The sequence below is a fragment of the Helicobacter sp. 12S02634-8 genome, assembly GCF_002272865.1.
GTDB lineage: Bacteria > Campylobacterota > Campylobacteria > Campylobacterales > Helicobacteraceae > Helicobacter_J.
In genome coordinates, this window is the sequence record NZ_MLAP01000001.1 from 233,295 (window position 1) to 249,698 (window position 16,404).

Sequence of the window (16,404 nt, forward strand, 5' to 3'; positions counted from 1 at the left end):
TTAGTCCTTATCATCATCAGGGGCTATGAACCCTTGGAGTTTGCCTGGTTTATTAGCAAAGCCATCTGTGCCATCTTTGATGAGTTTGGTCGTGGTGTAGGCGATGAAAATATCTGGCTCTTTGAGTAAATTTTCAATGATTTCAGTAGAGATGGTGCTGCGGATACTCAAAGTTGCATAAGCATTGGTCTGATACCAAACAGAGATTTTTATCCCATTGGGTTCGATCATACTGAAAGTTTTGGGCTCTACGCTGCTATTACGCAAGGAATATTTATCCCGCATTTTATTGAGCTGCTTGCGGGTGATTTCTGTGTAACCCCGTGAATACTTGGTCGCTGCTTCAGAGGCGATTTTCAGGGCTTTTTTGTAGTTAGAATCAAATGTAATGCTAAAATCAATCCCGTCCCAAACCGTTTTCATACCCCCGTGTGTGTAGTTAGAAAACATTGTAGTGAAAATATAATTATTGGGCACAAACACAATCCGGCCTGCGCGGCGATTTTCCATATAAGTTGTGAGTGTCACATCTTCATACATCGTAATGCGTAGCATTGAAATATCCAATACATCGCCCACATAGACATTGCCATCTTTGCATACACGGATACGATCACCCACATGGATACTCCCCCCAATGATAATCACAGACCAGCCCAAAATACTCATGAACAAATCCTTCATCGCAATCGCTAGTCCCGCAGAAGCAAATCCGAGCACGGCCACTAGATAAGTCACATTTTCCAAATAAGCAAACAAAAGAATCAAAATAATAATGCTGATATTGAAAAAATTCACGATCTTGCTTGCAGTATAGGCGCGTTCATTATCGTGGATATAGCGGCGGACAAAGATTTTTAACGCCAATGCAATGCCAATACTGATTAAAATCGCTAGACCGATATAAATCAGCTTGAAAAGTTGTGATTTGATCTGTGCAGAGAGCCTTTGGATCACTTCATCACTATCTTTGCTGTAGATGTCTATGGTGGTTTTTAAGATATTTTGGGTGCTTTGGAGTTCGAGTCTTCGGGTTTGGGTCTGATAGAGCTCTTTGGTGGTGGCTTCAGACTTTTCTAAACGATTGAGTTCGCTCAAAAGTGTGTATTTTTTATCCAAATCTGCTAGGATATTTTCTAATGAGGTTTGATTTTTCTTCAAGGCAAGCTTTTGGGCTTCTAGGGATTTGATAAATGACACACCTCCGATGATAGCAATGGGGTTGGTGACACTGGGGATATTGTCTATTTGGGGCTTTTCAATCAGTTCTTTGAAGGGATTGGTTTTGTATTCTTCTAGCAGCTCTTTTTGGCGCTGGAGGGTTTCGAGCTTATGCGTGAGTAGGCTGATTTTTAAAGAATCGGGAGTTTTGGTGTTTTTGAGATGGTTGAGGTCTTTTTGGATCACTCCAATTTCTTTGTATATTTGGTTATAAGTTTCAAAATTTGCATATTTTTTGAGCCAAATATCATTGCTGGATACAAGCTTTTTATCAAGGGCTTCAATCTCTAAATGCAACGATGTTATGCGTTCGCTATTGGGCTGTGTGTATGCCAAACAAAGCAATGCAATCAACAAAAAAATAACCCTCAAATCTTTGTCCAACCTTTCAATACAGATATGATGACTTCTTTGGGAATATCATCAAGCATAATCATACCTCCAATGCCTTTAGGCAAGATAAATTTAATCTTTTGGCCGCGAGATTTTTTGTCTAAAAAAAACTTTTCATAAAATGCATTTCCATCACAGATACGATAATCAAACACCAATCCATAGCGCCCCAAAAGTGCTTCAATCCTATTGACCTCTTCAGCACTCATATAGCCTAGGGCTTGAGCGAGTTGGTTTGCCATACGCATACCTATAGCCACTGCCTCTCCGTGCAAAAACACTGAATATTTTGTTTCATTTTCAATCACATGCCCAAAGGTATGGCCATAGTTCAAGCCTGCGCGCAAGCCCTCTTCCTTTTCGTCTAAAGAAACGACTTGAGATTTGATATGGATACTTTTTGAGATGGCTTGTGTGAGTAAATCTGGGGTATTGAGGTCATGGTGTTCTAGCCAAGTGAAAAACTCTCCATCAAAGCAAACAGCCATCTTGATGATTTCAGCAATCCCTGCTCCTAGCTCCCTTTGTGGCAATGTCGATAAAAAACTAGGATCGATATAAACAGCACGGGGCTGATGGAACAAACCGACTAGATTTTTGCCAAAATGATTATTGATACCACTCTTGCCCCCCACAGAAGCATCGACTTGAGCTAAAAGTGTCGTAGGGATCGTGATAAAATCAATCCCCCTTTGATAGATCCCACTCACAAAACCCACGATATCACTGATAACCCCTCCACCTAGGGCTATCATCAGAGATTTTCTATCGAGCTTAGCATTGAAGGCGTCTTCTAAAATCTTCTCCACTGATTGAAAATTTTTATACGATTCGCCATCAGGAATTGTGCTGATATGGACTTCTTGGGCTTGCAAGTTAGCAAGCAGCTTAGGGAGATACAGCCCTGCGACCTTGGGATTGGTGATGATGAGGACTTTGCTACGATGGGTGATAGGCTGCAAGGCCCCGATGTATATGGGGTATTGTTCGCAAGAAGTGCAGATTGTGATTGTTTCCATAGCGTATCTACTCCATAATGGGGATAAAAATCTGAGGATTATTATCAAGCATGAACGATATTTTTTCTACTTTGGTAGAAAAAAACCAAAAAAATCGCGTCTTGCTGATACACTCTTCAAAGGGAAGAAACTGCAACACAGGGTGCTTGGTTTCCTTCAAAAACAACACAGGGTTTTTGGAGTTGGTGCGATGGACTCGGATTTTTTTATCAAAAATGCGTGAGAGATTTTCATAATCTTGAGTGATCTGGACTTGATAATGCCCATCTGGCTCAAAATCATACAACAATACGCCCAAGCCCATTTGGATAGAAATATCAAAGATAATCGAAGAAATATTTTCCCCTGTATTCATCTCTTCGTTCAAAACGACCATACTTTCTTTGACTTCTTTGATATCCCTAGGGCTTGTTTTCAAAACAGGTGTCGCAATATCAAAAAGAGCCTTGCGAGAGTGCCTACTGCTGAAAATCTCTTTACCGATCACAACAAGTCCGATTTTTTTTTCGCTATCTTCTTTGAGCTTGGTGATAAAATCAGCTCCACTATAATCCAAAGACACATTGACATCGCTTTGGTCTAGGGATTTTATCTTTTGGAGCAAGGGGAAATTTGCGGGGTTTAAGACTCGGATATAGAGCTTGTGGCTTTTGGTGTGGCGATGGACATACAAAGCTTGATGTAAATCCCGCATTACAGCCTTTTCAGACTGCAGCAATGTATCCACATACACATAAGTATCCCGACCAAAAGGAGCAGGAAACTGACCGATATCGCTTTTTATCTGGCGATACACATTGTCTAAGACCTTAGGATCGCCTGCAACAAGCAAAATATCCCTAGGTTGGATCACCATCGAATAATTACTCAAAAGAAATTCGCTATGGCGATAGATACCCACTATTTTGTAGTTTTTTTGCTGGATAGAACCGATATGGCGATAAGCAAACACGCTCCCAAAAGGCACACCAATCTCCATCACCTCCCCTTGTTCAAGACCAAAGCCTTGCGGGATCAAAGGCACATTAGGCAGTCTAGCTAGCAGCCTGCCTGCTATGATTTGGGCTTCTTCCATCAAAACGACTTTTTCATCTTCAAGCAATTTTGGCAGCGCAATCTCATCTTCATAGGCACTCACAACAATACGGATAGCTTTATACCTACTTTTGATGATTTCATAGACAATCTCTCTTTCTCTGGGGCTTTCCATAATGATAAACACATCACTGACATCTTCGTCCATCGCACTCAAAAGCCTATAAGAAGAAGTCGGATCAAAAATCTGAAAATTAAATGTGCTAGGAACTTTGATGGGCACCAAACTCGCATCTTTAGAGATGACAATATAAAGATTATTACTAAAATACTTCTCAAGCACTGTATTCAAAAACTTTTTTGCTACAATTCCATCAGCAATCAAAACGATTTTTTTCAAAATACCCCTTTAAAATATTCTCCCTTAAGACCCATCAAGGCATACGATAATTATACCAAAAGGTTTAAAATATGAATTTCAGAATTGAAGCCACCGATACCCAAGCTAGAGCCGGCAGACTCTCATTAGCCCACGGCGAGGTCTTGACGCCTATTTTTATGCCCGTAGGCACACAAGCGTGTGTCAAAGGACTGGATGCTTGGGATATCAAAAACTTCTTGCAAACGAGCATTATCCTAGCAAATACCTACCATCTCTATCTGCGCCCTGGAGAAAAGACTATCCAAACACTCGGTGGATTGCACCATTTTACCCAATATGATGGGAATTTTTTGACCGATAGTGGAGGATTTCAGGCCTTTAGTCTGGGGAAAAATATGAAAAAATGCGATGGAGGGATTGCCTTTAAATCCCATATCGATGGGAGTGAGCATTTTTTCACCCCCCAAAAAGTCCTCGATATCCAATACGCACTCAACAGCGATATCATGATGGTCTTAGATGATCTCATCGGTCTGCCTGCCCCAAAGGATAGAATCACCCTTTCTGTCGAAAAAACAACACAATGGGCAAAAGAAAGCTTAACCCATCACCTGCGACAAAAATCACTAGGTATTGGACTCCATAATGCATTATTTGCCATCACGCAAGGAGGGACTGATATGAGCTTACGCCAAAAGAGTGCGCAAGATTTGAGCGATCTTGAGGGCTTTGATGGATATGCTATAGGGGGCTTGGCTGTAGGAGAGGAGGCAGAGGAAATGTATGATACGATCGCTTGTGTCAATACATATCTTCCTAGCCATAAACCCCGCTATTTGATGGGAGTGGGCACACCTGAGAATATCTTAGAGGCCATTGAGAGGGGGGTGGATATGTTTGATTGTGTGATGCCTACGCGCAATGCCAGAAACGCCACACTCTTTAGCACAACAGGCAAAGTCCATATCAAATCTGCTCGCTATAAAACTGATGATACGCCTTTAGACAAGCAATGTGACTGCCACACTTGCCAGCACTACTCAAAAGCCTATCTCCACCATCTTTTCAGAGCTAATGAAATCACCTACCACAGACTAGCGAGTATCCACAATCTAAAATTCTATCTCAACCTTGTAAAAGGCGCTAGAGAGGCTATTTTCAAAGGTAATTTTGCTGCATACAAAAAAGATTTTTACTCACGCACAAGCCAATCTCAAGACTAGCCCCTTAAGACTTGGGTCTTGTGATTTTGCTGCACGCTAAACAATTGGTATAAATATCGACAGATTTATCGATAGAGTCTTTGAGTTTTTCTAATCTTCTAGTGATACTGATGAGTTCATCGCTAGATTGGATAGCGATATATTCACTCATATCGATTTGCTTTTGGATCTCTTCTTGCTCGCTTGGAGTGAAATTTTTCTTTTGCAGATGTGTTTTGATATCAGCGCTGATTTCAAGGATTTCATTATGTATCTGCTCGCCTAGCTGCTTAGCTAGCAAAGCAGAGCCCTTGGTCTTTTGGATCCGTTCGATAAATTCATCGATCTCATCTCTTGCCCTTGCTAGCTCTGTATTGGCATCGATTTGGATATCAGAGATATTATTTTTTCTCATATCTTTGAAATAATTCACAAAATTCTTGATCTGGCTTTTGACCCAAGCAATCGTGAAAAATAGCCCAAAAATCACAAATGAAATCATCACCACAGCAATATATTGAAAGATATTAAAAGTCCTCTCAATCTTCTTGCTCGCTTCTGTGTATAGCCCATAGAGTATCTCAAGGTTTTTACTCACCAAAGTGCCATATTCATTGATTTTGACAAAAGAATCAAACAAAACTTCTTGATTGGCAATGACTTGCCGAATATTTGTGGCATATTCTTGCCAAAAATTATAATTACTTTTGATAGCGCCATAGAGTGCAGGGTATTTTTTATAATCAGCGTGGGTATAAAATGCAACGATAGTGGCATTGTATGCTTCAAAGGCTTCTAAAAACTCTTCATAGGCATTGCGATCTTGACTGGCTGCATATACAAGCATTTTATAAGATATGCGCTGGCTGAGCATACGCTGCCTGCCTGCAGTGTCAATTTCTTGCTGGGAGCGCTGGGCTTTAAGCATTGCCTTGACGATACCATCGCTCAAATCCAAAAGCTTTTTATTGTTTGCTGATAAAAAACTGCGATTTTTATGCAAATAATGTGTGGCAATCTGATAGGCATTGATACCACTTGCTAGCACGCTCCATTGGAAATAAAGCTTATCAAAGGTCGTTTGCGCTTCCTTTTTATCCAACCAAAAAAAGTCATACAAATTATTTTGATAATACAATACATTGAACTTCTGATCAAAGCTTTGGACATCAGATTGGATACGATTGGGGCTATGTTTATAGGCATAACTACTCAAAAATACTTCTTTGATCATCACTTGAGAAAGTCGGATTTGTGCGTTGATTTGATTGAGGATATGCGTGAGGGCAAGGTTTTTTTTATTCAGATAGATATTGATAGCAATCACCAAAAAGACCATCACAAAAGTCACTGTTGCGATTGCAAAAAGTCTAGAAGAGATAGGTTTTTTAAAAGCTAGCTTCATATTGCCTCATTATATTTTATAGATTTCTTGCAGTTTTGTTTGGTTCAAGACAACCAATGCACCTTTTGTATCCAGCCCCACGATTCCATCTTGTTTGAGCTTTTTGAGTATCCTTGAGAGCGTTTCAGGCTGGATATTGAGCTGATAGGCGACTTCTTGGCGTTGGGTCGAGTTGAAGCGATAGAGCTGTTTATCTAGCATATAAGCAAGCTTTGCCATCGCATCAAAAATAATATCTCGATTGATGATTTGGGCTAGGATTTGATTTTTTAAAATCACTTGCTTGGTGAGATTTTCCCATAATGTACCATCTCTTTTGCCCCAATCAAGCAATTTCTTCTGATCGATACTGACAATCTCGCTATCTTGCAAGATAGAGGCGTTGCCAAAAGTCTTGATTTCACTCAAACCAATATCATTGATAAGCAGCAATTCATCTTGATATTCTTGCGTGTGATGGATACTATAGAGGTATTTTTTATTACCAAAACGATCGAATTTATCAATACTCACAGCCCCAGAAAGCAAGAACAAAAACTGCTCCATCTTCTCGCCCTCATAAAACAAAATCACATCTTTAAAGTAAGATTTTATTTTACTAAAACTACAAATCTCGCTCAAAAGTCCATCACAAATATTTTCAAACAAAGAAAGTGTTTTGAGTTTTTCTATCAATCCCAAACCCCTCTTAGTGATGACCCATCAGGCAAATAGCAGCACTCAATTGCCCCTTAGCTCCCAAAACAAAGGGCTTGCAACCAAGCTCTTGGCCCAATCTCTTCTCCCAAAATACCAAAGACCCCTGAAGCATTATATCTCCCTTTTACTCTATCCCCACACCTCCTCTTAAAACGCCCAAAGCCTTGATACAATCAATCTACAAGCTAAAATCCTCCATTTTATCAAAGTTCAAATATCGATAAACACTTTCTTTTTTGCCTTGAAGTTTCTCTGGGACAAGCTTCAAATATTCTTCTGTGCTAGGCAATCTCCCTAGCAATGCACACACAGCGCCAAGCTCAGCACTCCCCAAATAAACTTGCGCCCCTTTTCCCATGCGATTATCAAAATTCCTTGTAGAAGTCGAAAACACCACGGCATTATCACGCACACGGGCTTGATTCCCCATACACAAGCTGCACCCAGGGATTTCCATTCTCGCCCCTGCAGCACCAAATATCGATAAATAGCCCTCTTTAGTGAGCTGCTTCTCGTCCATCTTTGTTGGTGGGGCGATCCAAACTCTAGCAGGCGACGCCCCTGCTCCCTTGACAATCTCGCCAAATGCCCTAAAATGCCCGATATTTGTCATACAACTCCCGATAAAAACTTCATCAATATGATGGGGTCGCTTGGGATTTTGCAAAATCTCACTCAAGGTCGCTACATCATCAGGATCATTGGGGCAAGCCAAAATCGGCTCCTTCACATCAGCCAAATCAATCTCAATCACAGCTGCATACTCTGCATCCTTATCTGGCTGCAATAATGTGGGGTTTTTGATCCACTCACGCATTTTATCGGCTCGGCGCTTGAGGGTCTGCGCGTTTTCATAGCCATCTTGGATCATCTTTTCAATCAGCTCGATATTAGATTGCAAATATTCAATAATCGGCTCTTTATTCAACAAAATACTGCACGCTGCTGCACTCCTCTCTGCGCTCGCATCACTGAGCTCAAAGGCTTGTTCGACTTTGATATCACCCAAGCCCTCAATCTCTAAAATACGCCCATTGAATACATTTTTCTTGCCCTTTTTCTCCACGCTCAAAAGCCCTTGCTTGATAGCATAATAAGGGATCGCATTGACCAAATCCCTCAAAGTAATGCCCGGATTCAAGCTCCCTTTAAAGCGCACCAACACAGATTCGGGCATATTCAAAGGCATCGCACCTGTCACAGCCGCAAAAGCCACTAGCCCACTCCCAGCAGGGAAGCTCAGACCTATGGGGAATCGCGTATGGCTATCTCCACCTGTCCCCAAAGTATCTGGCAAGCACATTCTATTGATCCAAGAGTGGATAATCCCATCTTTAGGTCGCAGTGCCACCCCGCCCCTTGTTGTCATGAATTCAGGCAAAGTAGCCTGTAAGCTAATATCAGCTGGCTTGGGATAAGCAGCTGTATGGCAAAAGCTTTGCAAGACAAAATCAGCGCTAAAACTCAAGCTTGCTAGCTCTTTGACCTCATCTCTAGTCATTGCCCCTGTAGTATCTTGACTCCCCACAGTCGTAGCCTTTGGCTCACAATAACTCCCCGCTCTAATGCCCTCAACCCCGCAAGCTCTCCCTACGATCTTTTGTGCTAAAGTATAGCCCTTGCCTGTATCCTTGGGAACTTCAGGTTTGGCAAAGACTTCCGACTCGCCCAATCCTAAAAACTCCCTAGCTCGATTGGTTAATCCCCTGCCGATAATCAAAGAGATACGTCCCCCTGCACGCATTTCATCTACAATCGTCAAAGGCGTGAGTTTAAAAGAACTGACCTGCTTGCCATCGCACTTGATGATCCCCTCATAGGGATAAATATCAATCACATCGCCCTCTTTCAAGTCCTTGACATCAGCAATAATCGGCAATGCCCCGCTATCTTCACAAGTATTGAAAAATATCGGCGCGATCACCCCACCAATCACAACACCTCCACTTTTTTTATTGGGAACATAAGGAATCGGATGTCCAAAATGCCACATAATAGAATTACAAGCTGACTTCCTAGAGCTCCCTGTCCCCACGACATCGCCAACATAAGCAACAGGGATATTTTTTGATTTGATATTCTCAAGACGTTTTTCATAGTTTTCTATGCGACTTTTAAGCATTGCCTTAGCGTGCAAGGGAATATCACTGCGTGTGAAGGCATCAGATGCAGGGCTTAAGTCATCAGTATTGGTTTCTCCATCGATTTTAAGCACGCACATTTGTATCTTTTCAGGCAATGCTTCTCTGCTCAAAAACCACTCTGCATTTGCCCACGATGCAATCACTTCTTTTGCTAAAGGATTGCTAGCAGAGAGTTTGGCAACTACTTCAAAAGCGTCATAAACAAGCAAAGTATGCTTGAGCGCATTGGCTGCTTCTTGGGCGATGGAGGAGTCTTGATGTTTGATGCCCTCTATCAGATAGCCCACATTATAGCCCCCTAGCATAGTTCCTAGGTATTTGATCGCTTCTAATGCCGAAAAATCAGCACATTTCAATTCTCCTTGAGAGATTTTCCCCAAAAACTCTGCCTTGACCTTCGCCCCCTCATCGACCCCAGGGCTCACTCGATGGATCAAAAGCTCCTTAGCAAACTCCCTATCACTTTTAGAGCAGGCTGTATCTGTTAAGATCTTGATGACTTCTTGCACTTGACTCGCATTTAATGGGAGTGGGGGGACACCCTCTTGCTTCCTTGTTTCTTGCACACGTTTGTATTCACTGATAAACTCTTGCATCACAATCTCCTTAGGTAGTTTGGATCGATATTCTGCCTATCGATAATCATTACAGAGTATATAATATTCAAACTTAGCTTAACAATAAAGCAATTACCACCAACTGATTGTGGTCGCTATGTGTCAAATTGTTACATTTCCCCCACCATTTAAACACCACACACTCCCCCACTCTTCAGACCCCACCTCAAAATACCACATCTCCCCAAAAGCCCTATCCCAATAGCTCTTGGGCTTTTTCTTCGAGTGCAAAATATCTTGCTACATCTTCTTCTAGCTTATCTTTTGCTTCTTGTAGTTCTAATGCCATCTGCGTAATCTTGCTATTTTCATAGCGACTCACATCACTCAAAGCTGCTTCCAAATCTGAAATATGCTGCTCTAAGCGCTCAATAGCCAAGGGCAAATGCTCCAACTCTTGGGCTTCTTTGTAGCTGAGTTTTGTGGGCTTTTTTTGTCTGGGCGTGGGTATGGGCGTGGATTTGAGTTCTTTTTGTATATTTTCATACTCGCTCAGTTCTTTTTGCATATCAAGATATTCACTATAATCTGTATAAATCTCCTCACACAGCCCATCACCCCTAAACACCAAGAGTTTATGGGCAATTTTATCGACAAAATACCGATCGTGGCTCACAAAAAGGATTGCACCCTCAAAGTTTTGGAGATATTCTTCTAAAATATTGATGGTTGCAATATCTAAATCATTAGTGGGTTCATCTAAAATCAAGCAGTCATATTTTCTTGTAAATAAAAGCGCTAATGCGACTCTGTTTTTCTCCCCACCACTCAAATAAGAGATTTTTTTATCCAAAAATTCTTTAGGGAATAAAAAATTCTTCAGATACCCAAATACATGCATACTCTTATTGCCCACTTCGATATGATCCCCACCATTGGGGCAAAATATCTCAAGGAGATTTTTATCCTCATCAAGCATTGCTCTATGCTGGTCAAAATACCCAATACGCATATCCCCGCGTTTGAGTGTGCCACTATCGGGCTTGAGATGACCCAAAAGTATCTTGAGTAAGGTCGATTTCCCACTGCCATTTTTACCCACAATCGCGATTTTATCTTTTTGCAAGACCCTCAAAGTAAGATTTTTAATCAAAACCTTATCCCCTAGTGCTTTTGTGATATTTTCACACTCAAAAAGCATTTTTCTAGCATTGACCCCCTCCTCGCGATTGAAATGTTGCTTCTCTCGCTGGAGTTCTAGGCGCATTTTAGAGATAATGCTAGGATTGCTCTTTGCCATTTGACGCATTTGCAGCACCCTAGCTTTGCGCCCCTCATTGCGCTTTCGCCTTGCTTGCACACCTCTTTGCAGCCACTCTTCCTCGCTTTTTAAGAGCTTGAGTAGATGTTCGTGTTCTTTGGATAAGCGCTGATAGATTTCTTCTTTTTTCTGCAAATAATTGCGATACCCTCCCTCAAAGCTTGTGAGCTTCCCTCCATCGACTTCTACAACTCGGTGGGCTAAACTCTCGATAAAATACCGATCGTGGCTGATAAAAACCACACTGCACTCAAGAGAGCCAATCATCTCTTCTAAAAACTCCACACTCTGGACATCTAAATGGTTGGTCGGCTCATCGAGTATGAGTATATCAGCTTGTTTTAATAGCAATCCTGCAAGTGCCAAACGCTTCTGCTCGCCCCCACTTAAGGTATTTGCTAGCCTATCGGCCACATCAAGCATATCAAAACGCAATAAAATCTCTTCAACTTTACCACTCAAATCCCACGCCCGATGCTCCTCGATAAATCCCATCAGCTGCCCTTGCTCTTCTAGGAGGGCTGCAGGCTGAGAGTGGTCTTTGAGCTCAAGATTGATAGCTTCTAGCCTTTTGTGTGCATTTTTTAGCTCACTCAAACTCTCCTCACACACCTCCCTCACGCTCATGAGAGGTTCAAACACAGGATTTTGTGCCAGACTTAAAATCTTAAGATTATTTTGAGTGATCCTCTCGCCCACATCTTGTTCTATCTGGCCTGTAAGGATCTGGACTAAGGTCGTTTTCCCGCTGCCATTTTTACCCACAATCGCGATTTTCTCGCCCTTGCAGATAGAAAAATTCACATCTTTTAAGATCACTTTATAATCATACTGCTTGCTGATATTGAGCAAACTCACTAATGCCATGATTTCCCTTGATTTGATATAGGCAATTATACTAAAATCCAAAATGTGATGGTAGTTACTAAAATTTTATATTTTTGTGCGATCATTGTAAAATTTTAGTTAAAGTTTTCTCACCCATTCCCAAGGGAGCTTATATGCGTTTTGGAAAAATAGAATACATCAATCTCTTGCCCTTTGATGTCTTTATCAAGGCTTATCCTGCCACTTCTGGATTCAAGAAATTTTTACAACTCAAAAAGTCCTATCCTGCTAGATTGAATAAAGATTTTTTATTCCAAAGGATCGATGCAGGCTTTATCTCTTCTATCGCAGGCTATTCTTCAGCCCGCAAGCATAAAGCCACGAACTCAGCTATCATCGCTAAAGGAAGTGTATGGAGTGTGATGGTTATCCCTGCCCCACAAGCACAAGACTACCAATCAGCCACTTCTAACGCCCTTTGCAAGGTCTTAGGGCTTCAAGGCGAAGTGCTCATTGGCGATCGTGCACTTGCTTATCGCTATCTTGGTGGGGCACATACTGATATGGGCGAAGTTTGGTATGCAAAGACACATTTGCCCTTTGTCTTTGGCCGATTTTGTTTCAATACACACAGGGATTTTTACCAAAAAATCTCCACACACTTCAATCAAAAACCAATCAAAATCCCCCATTACATCTTAATGCAATATGCCCAAAAAACCTCCATCTCCAAGCAATATATCCTTGAATACCTCAAACATATTTACTACAAAATGGGACCTAAAGAAAAATTAGGACTCCAGCGATTCTACCACGCACTATTACTCAAAAAAATCAAAAAGCCCGCTCGCTTCTAGTGCCTAAAACTCGCATACATCCACTCCCCACACCAGCCCAAAAACGCGAGCACATAAAATGCCAAACGCATGTGATAATAATCTTGGGCTTGGGCTAAGATATTAGAGCAAAACAAGCACACAAGCACACCTAAAATCAAAAACAACATATTTGCATACTCATAAAATCCAAAAAACTCCTTATGCAGCAAAAAAACGCGTATCAGCAGCACAAATGCCAGACAAAACAGAAAAAAATCAAGATAAAGCCACGCATTGCCCTTGTCATAATAAGCCTGAAGCCCTGAAGCAAATAGCGCGATGATACAGACATTGATAGAAGGGCAGAACATATCTAGATATTTCCCTAGCTTATGCTTTGTGTCTAGTTGATAGCCAAACCCCCATAAACCCAATGGCACAAACAGAAAAAAAATATAAAAAAACCCCGAAATCACAATAGAAGAAAAATTCACCCTAACCAAATCCCAAAAAGACAAATCCATCAAATTCTCTTGATGTCCCAAGCCTAGCAAAGGTGAATCCAGTGTTTCTAGCATTGTGAGCCGTAAAATCAAAACAAAAATCAAAACAATACAAACCCCCATCGCTATGAGTCTATGGACAAGCACATCTTGACGTGCATAAGACGCCCCCACCACATACCCCAACGCAAGCAGCACACCACAAAAACAAAAAAAACTAATCAGCCCATCATACACCCTGCCCTCATCGGTTAAAATCAAAAATAATTGAGAAAAAGTATTGCTAAATTGTGAAACCAAAAGTGTCAAAACGCTAAAAACAAAGAGCAAAAAAAAGACAGAAGAAAAAATAACTTTATACACATCAGGCCGCATGCAATTCCTTATCAATAGTTTTTGGCAAAATAACCATCAATCCCATCAGCTATCCCTTTTGCCAAAAATCTCTGATAGCGCTTATCATCGATCCTGCGCGCTTCAATGGGATTGGAATTATAGCCTATCTCAATCAAAACTGAGGGCATCAACGCCCCTGCCAACACCCAAAAAGGCCCCTCCCGCACACCCCCATCAACAATACCTTGATATGATTTACGGAGTTCGCGCAAAATCCCAAATTGTATATCAATGGCTAGTTTATTAGAAGCGATGAGTCGATGGGAGTTTAAAGAATTTAGAAAAGAAAATTTAGAAAAATAATTCATGATATCAATATCGTCTTTATTTTCTAGTTCAGCGACTTTCCTAGCTCGCTCGCTCCGCGCTGTAGAGAGAAAATAAGTTTCGACCCCTTGAGGGCTATCATTAGAGGTTTTAGGCACAGAATTAGCGTGGATAGAAACAAACAAATCTGCATTTTTTGCATTGGCAAACTCCGTGCGCTCTTTGAGATTGATATAAACATCTTTATCGCGCGTCATATAGACAATATAGCCCCTTTTTTTAAGCTCTTGGGCTAAAAACTTTGAAACACTCAAAACAATCACTTTTTCACACACCTTACTCACTCCCATCGCCCCACAATCCTTGCCCCCATGGCCGGGATCGATCACGATTTTATATTTTTTGTGCTTTTGGGGGGCTTGTGAGGGGAGAGATTTTGTAGAGGTTTGAGGGAGTGTTTTAGACACAGCAGAGCTTTGGGATTTTTTATTGGCAAGATTTTGAGAGACTTGTGCAGAAGAGGTTTTGGATTTAAAGGCCCCTTCTTTGGCTTTGGGAGCTGCCTTTGAGGCCGTATGGGCTTTGGAGGGGGCTTGGCTTGCTTGTTTTGTTTGGCTTGTTTGCTTGGCTTGTTTTGATGGGGGGGGAGGGGTAATGTGTGCTGGAGGGCTTTTAGATGTGGATTTGATGGCGCTAGTTTTTGGCTTGACTTCAGTTTTAGCCCTAACTTCAGTTTTTGGCTTAATTTTGGGCTCGGGGAGTTTGTCGATGATACTGATATATAGATGTTTTTCGACAATACGCGTCTGATAAGTGCTATCTTTGCTAGTTTTGATGACAACACGCACGATTTGGGGAGTATTTTGGGCGATAGAAACTTGTGTTTGATTGGAAAAACGATAGTCTTTTTTGGGGATAGTAAGCACTGCTTGTATATCCAAAAAGCTCCTAAAATCCTTAAGGCTATGTTCTTTAAAGGATAGTTTTGAAATATCTTGATTGAAGCTAATCCGAACACTGCTTGTGCCAAAGGGAATAATCTGAAGAATTTTCAAACCAGAACCAAAGCTAAATCCCAATAAAACAAAACACAACATCAGGATAGAGCGCACACGATCACTCCTGTGTCAGTTCGTGAATCAACTCTTTTACGCTCACTATTTTTTCTATCCTATAGCCATTAGCCCCACTGAAATAAAGCCCCTCGCTCTTATCGCCCATATGCCCCTTGCCTAAACTATCGGCGATACAATACCCCACTGCCTTGGCTTCTATACCCCGATGGCAAGGAGAAACACAATTGCTGATACATTTGATCTTGGGCGCTGTGCCCTCTTCAATCCGTTTCAAAACACCGATATTGATCGCCCTAGCAGGATAGCCCACAGGGGATTTGACTAGCTTGATGTCTTCTTTTTTGACATGGGGTAAAATCTCTGCATAAGCCTTGGCATCACATTCTTTTGTGCCTAAAAATCGCGTCCCCATCTGCACCCCACTAGCCCCAAGCGCTAGCATTTTATCAATATCATTGCGATCCCATATCCCCCCTGCAGCAATCACGGGGATATTGCCCCATTTTTGGGCTTCTTGAGCGATTTGGGGGACGAGATTTTCTAACTGAAATTCTTCTTTGAAACAATCTTCATATTTAAAGCCCTGATGTCCTCCGCTCAAAGGCCCCTCGACAATCACAGCATCTGGAAGCCTCTGATAGCGCTCCTCCCAACGTTTGCAAATAATACGCAAGGCCTTGACAGAAGAAACAATCGGCACCAATGCCACTTCAGGGAAATTTTTTGTAAATTCTGGCATATTTGTAGGCAGACCTGCGCCTGTTACGATGATATTCGCCCCTGCTTCACAAGCATCTCTAACCACTCTGCCATATTCATTGATTGCATACAAAATATTTGCACCCAACGGATTAGCGCCACAAATTTTTCTAGCATTTTTAAAAATCTCAATCAAAGCTTGCTTGGAATAAAAATTGATCGCTTCAAAGGGCTTAGAAGAAACGATTTTCTCAACAAAGTGCATTTTTTTATAATACCCCGTTCCCACTGCACTGATAATACCCAAAGCTCCCTCTTTAGATACATTTCCAGCAAGCTCATCCCAGCTAATCCCCACGCCCATTCCTCCTTGGAATATGGGGTATTTGATTGTGTGTTTCCCGATCTTTAGTGATTTCAGCTTTATGTTCATCGATAA

Annotated in this window: 12 protein-coding genes; 2 read left to right on the forward strand and 10 right to left on the reverse strand. The window is 41.5% G+C overall.

Annotation, left to right across the window (positions count from 1 at the left end; genetic code table 11):
* The 3 genes from BKH46_RS01165 to BKH46_RS01175 are packed head-to-tail and all read right to left on the reverse strand — an operon-like array spanning window position 1 to window position 4,068.
* Entirely contained in the window at window positions 1-1,584 is a 1,584-nt protein-coding gene (locus BKH46_RS01165; RefSeq protein WP_253248268.1) for a mechanosensitive ion channel domain-containing protein, read from the reverse strand.
* A gap of 5 nt (window positions 1,585-1,589) precedes the next feature.
* Complete coding sequence (aroB, locus tag BKH46_RS01170) at window positions 1,590-2,633, reverse strand: 3-dehydroquinate synthase (RefSeq protein ID WP_095224980.1); 1,044 nt, start codon at window positions 2,631-2,633, stop codon at window positions 1,590-1,592.
* Window positions 2,634-2,640: 7 nt separating this feature from the next.
* The gene (locus tag BKH46_RS01175; protein WP_095224981.1) at window positions 2,641-4,068 is read right to left on the reverse strand and encodes a TrkA C-terminal domain-containing protein; all 1,428 of its coding nucleotides are present in this window, start codon (window positions 4,066-4,068) and stop codon (window positions 2,641-2,643) included.
* Window positions 4,069-4,139: 71 nt separating this feature from the next.
* Here BKH46_RS01175 and tgt point away from each other — a divergent pair, with 71 nt between their 5' ends.
* A complete protein-coding gene (tgt, locus tag BKH46_RS01180) occupies window positions 4,140-5,273 on the forward strand; it encodes a tRNA guanosine(34) transglycosylase Tgt (RefSeq protein WP_095224982.1) in 1,134 nt (377 codons plus the stop codon).
* 4 nt (window positions 5,274-5,277) lie between these two features.
* On the opposite strand, the gene BKH46_RS01185 is transcribed toward tgt, so the two are convergent.
* From BKH46_RS01185 to abc-f, 4 genes are all read right to left on the reverse strand, one after another.
* Window positions 5,278-6,657, reverse strand: coding sequence for a type IV pili methyl-accepting chemotaxis transducer N-terminal domain-containing protein (locus tag BKH46_RS01185; RefSeq protein WP_095224983.1), 1,380 nt, complete (start codon window positions 6,655-6,657; stop codon window positions 5,278-5,280).
* A 9-nt stretch (window positions 6,658-6,666) separates the two neighbouring features.
* Window positions 6,667-7,332 (reverse strand): Crp/Fnr family transcriptional regulator, encoded by a 666-nt coding sequence (locus BKH46_RS01190; RefSeq protein WP_095224984.1) that lies wholly within the window; start codon window positions 7,330-7,332, stop codon window positions 6,667-6,669.
* Window positions 7,333-7,534: 202 nt separating this feature from the next.
* The gene (gene acnB / locus BKH46_RS01195) at window positions 7,535-10,096 is read right to left on the reverse strand and encodes a bifunctional aconitate hydratase 2/2-methylisocitrate dehydratase (protein ID WP_172402514.1); all 2,562 of its coding nucleotides are present in this window, start codon (window positions 10,094-10,096) and stop codon (window positions 7,535-7,537) included.
* Window positions 10,097-10,310: 214 nt separating this feature from the next.
* Window positions 10,311-12,245 carry a ribosomal protection-like ABC-F family protein gene (gene abc-f, locus BKH46_RS01200; protein WP_095224986.1) on the reverse strand — a complete coding sequence of 645 codons (1,935 nt, stop codon included), beginning with the start codon at window positions 12,243-12,245 and terminating at the stop codon, window positions 10,311-10,313.
* A 134-nt stretch (window positions 12,246-12,379) separates the two neighbouring features.
* Here abc-f and BKH46_RS01205 point away from each other — a divergent pair, with 134 nt between their 5' ends.
* Window positions 12,380-13,063 carry an MqnA/MqnD/SBP family protein gene (locus BKH46_RS01205; RefSeq protein WP_095224987.1) on the forward strand — a complete coding sequence of 228 codons (684 nt, stop codon included), beginning with the start codon at window positions 12,380-12,382 and terminating at the stop codon, window positions 13,061-13,063.
* Here the strand turns inward: BKH46_RS01205 and BKH46_RS01210 are convergent.
* From BKH46_RS01210 to BKH46_RS01220, 3 genes are read right to left on the reverse strand one after another with little or no spacing between them, the layout of a single operon-like run.
* Entirely contained in the window at window positions 13,060-13,902 is an 843-nt protein-coding gene (locus BKH46_RS01210; protein WP_095224988.1) for a hypothetical protein, read from the reverse strand. The two genes, BKH46_RS01205 and BKH46_RS01210, sit on opposite strands and share 4 nt — an antisense overlap.
* 11 nt (window positions 13,903-13,913) lie before the next feature.
* Window positions 13,914-15,287 carry an N-acetylmuramoyl-L-alanine amidase gene (locus tag BKH46_RS01215; RefSeq protein ID WP_095225040.1) on the reverse strand — a complete coding sequence of 458 codons (1,374 nt, stop codon included), beginning with the start codon at window positions 15,285-15,287 and terminating at the stop codon, window positions 13,914-13,916.
* 19 nt (window positions 15,288-15,306) lie between these two features.
* Window positions 15,307-16,398 (reverse strand): nitronate monooxygenase, encoded by a 1,092-nt coding sequence (locus tag BKH46_RS01220; RefSeq protein ID WP_095224989.1) that lies wholly within the window; start codon window positions 16,396-16,398, stop codon window positions 15,307-15,309.
* Window positions 16,399-16,404 lie beyond the last annotated feature (6 nt).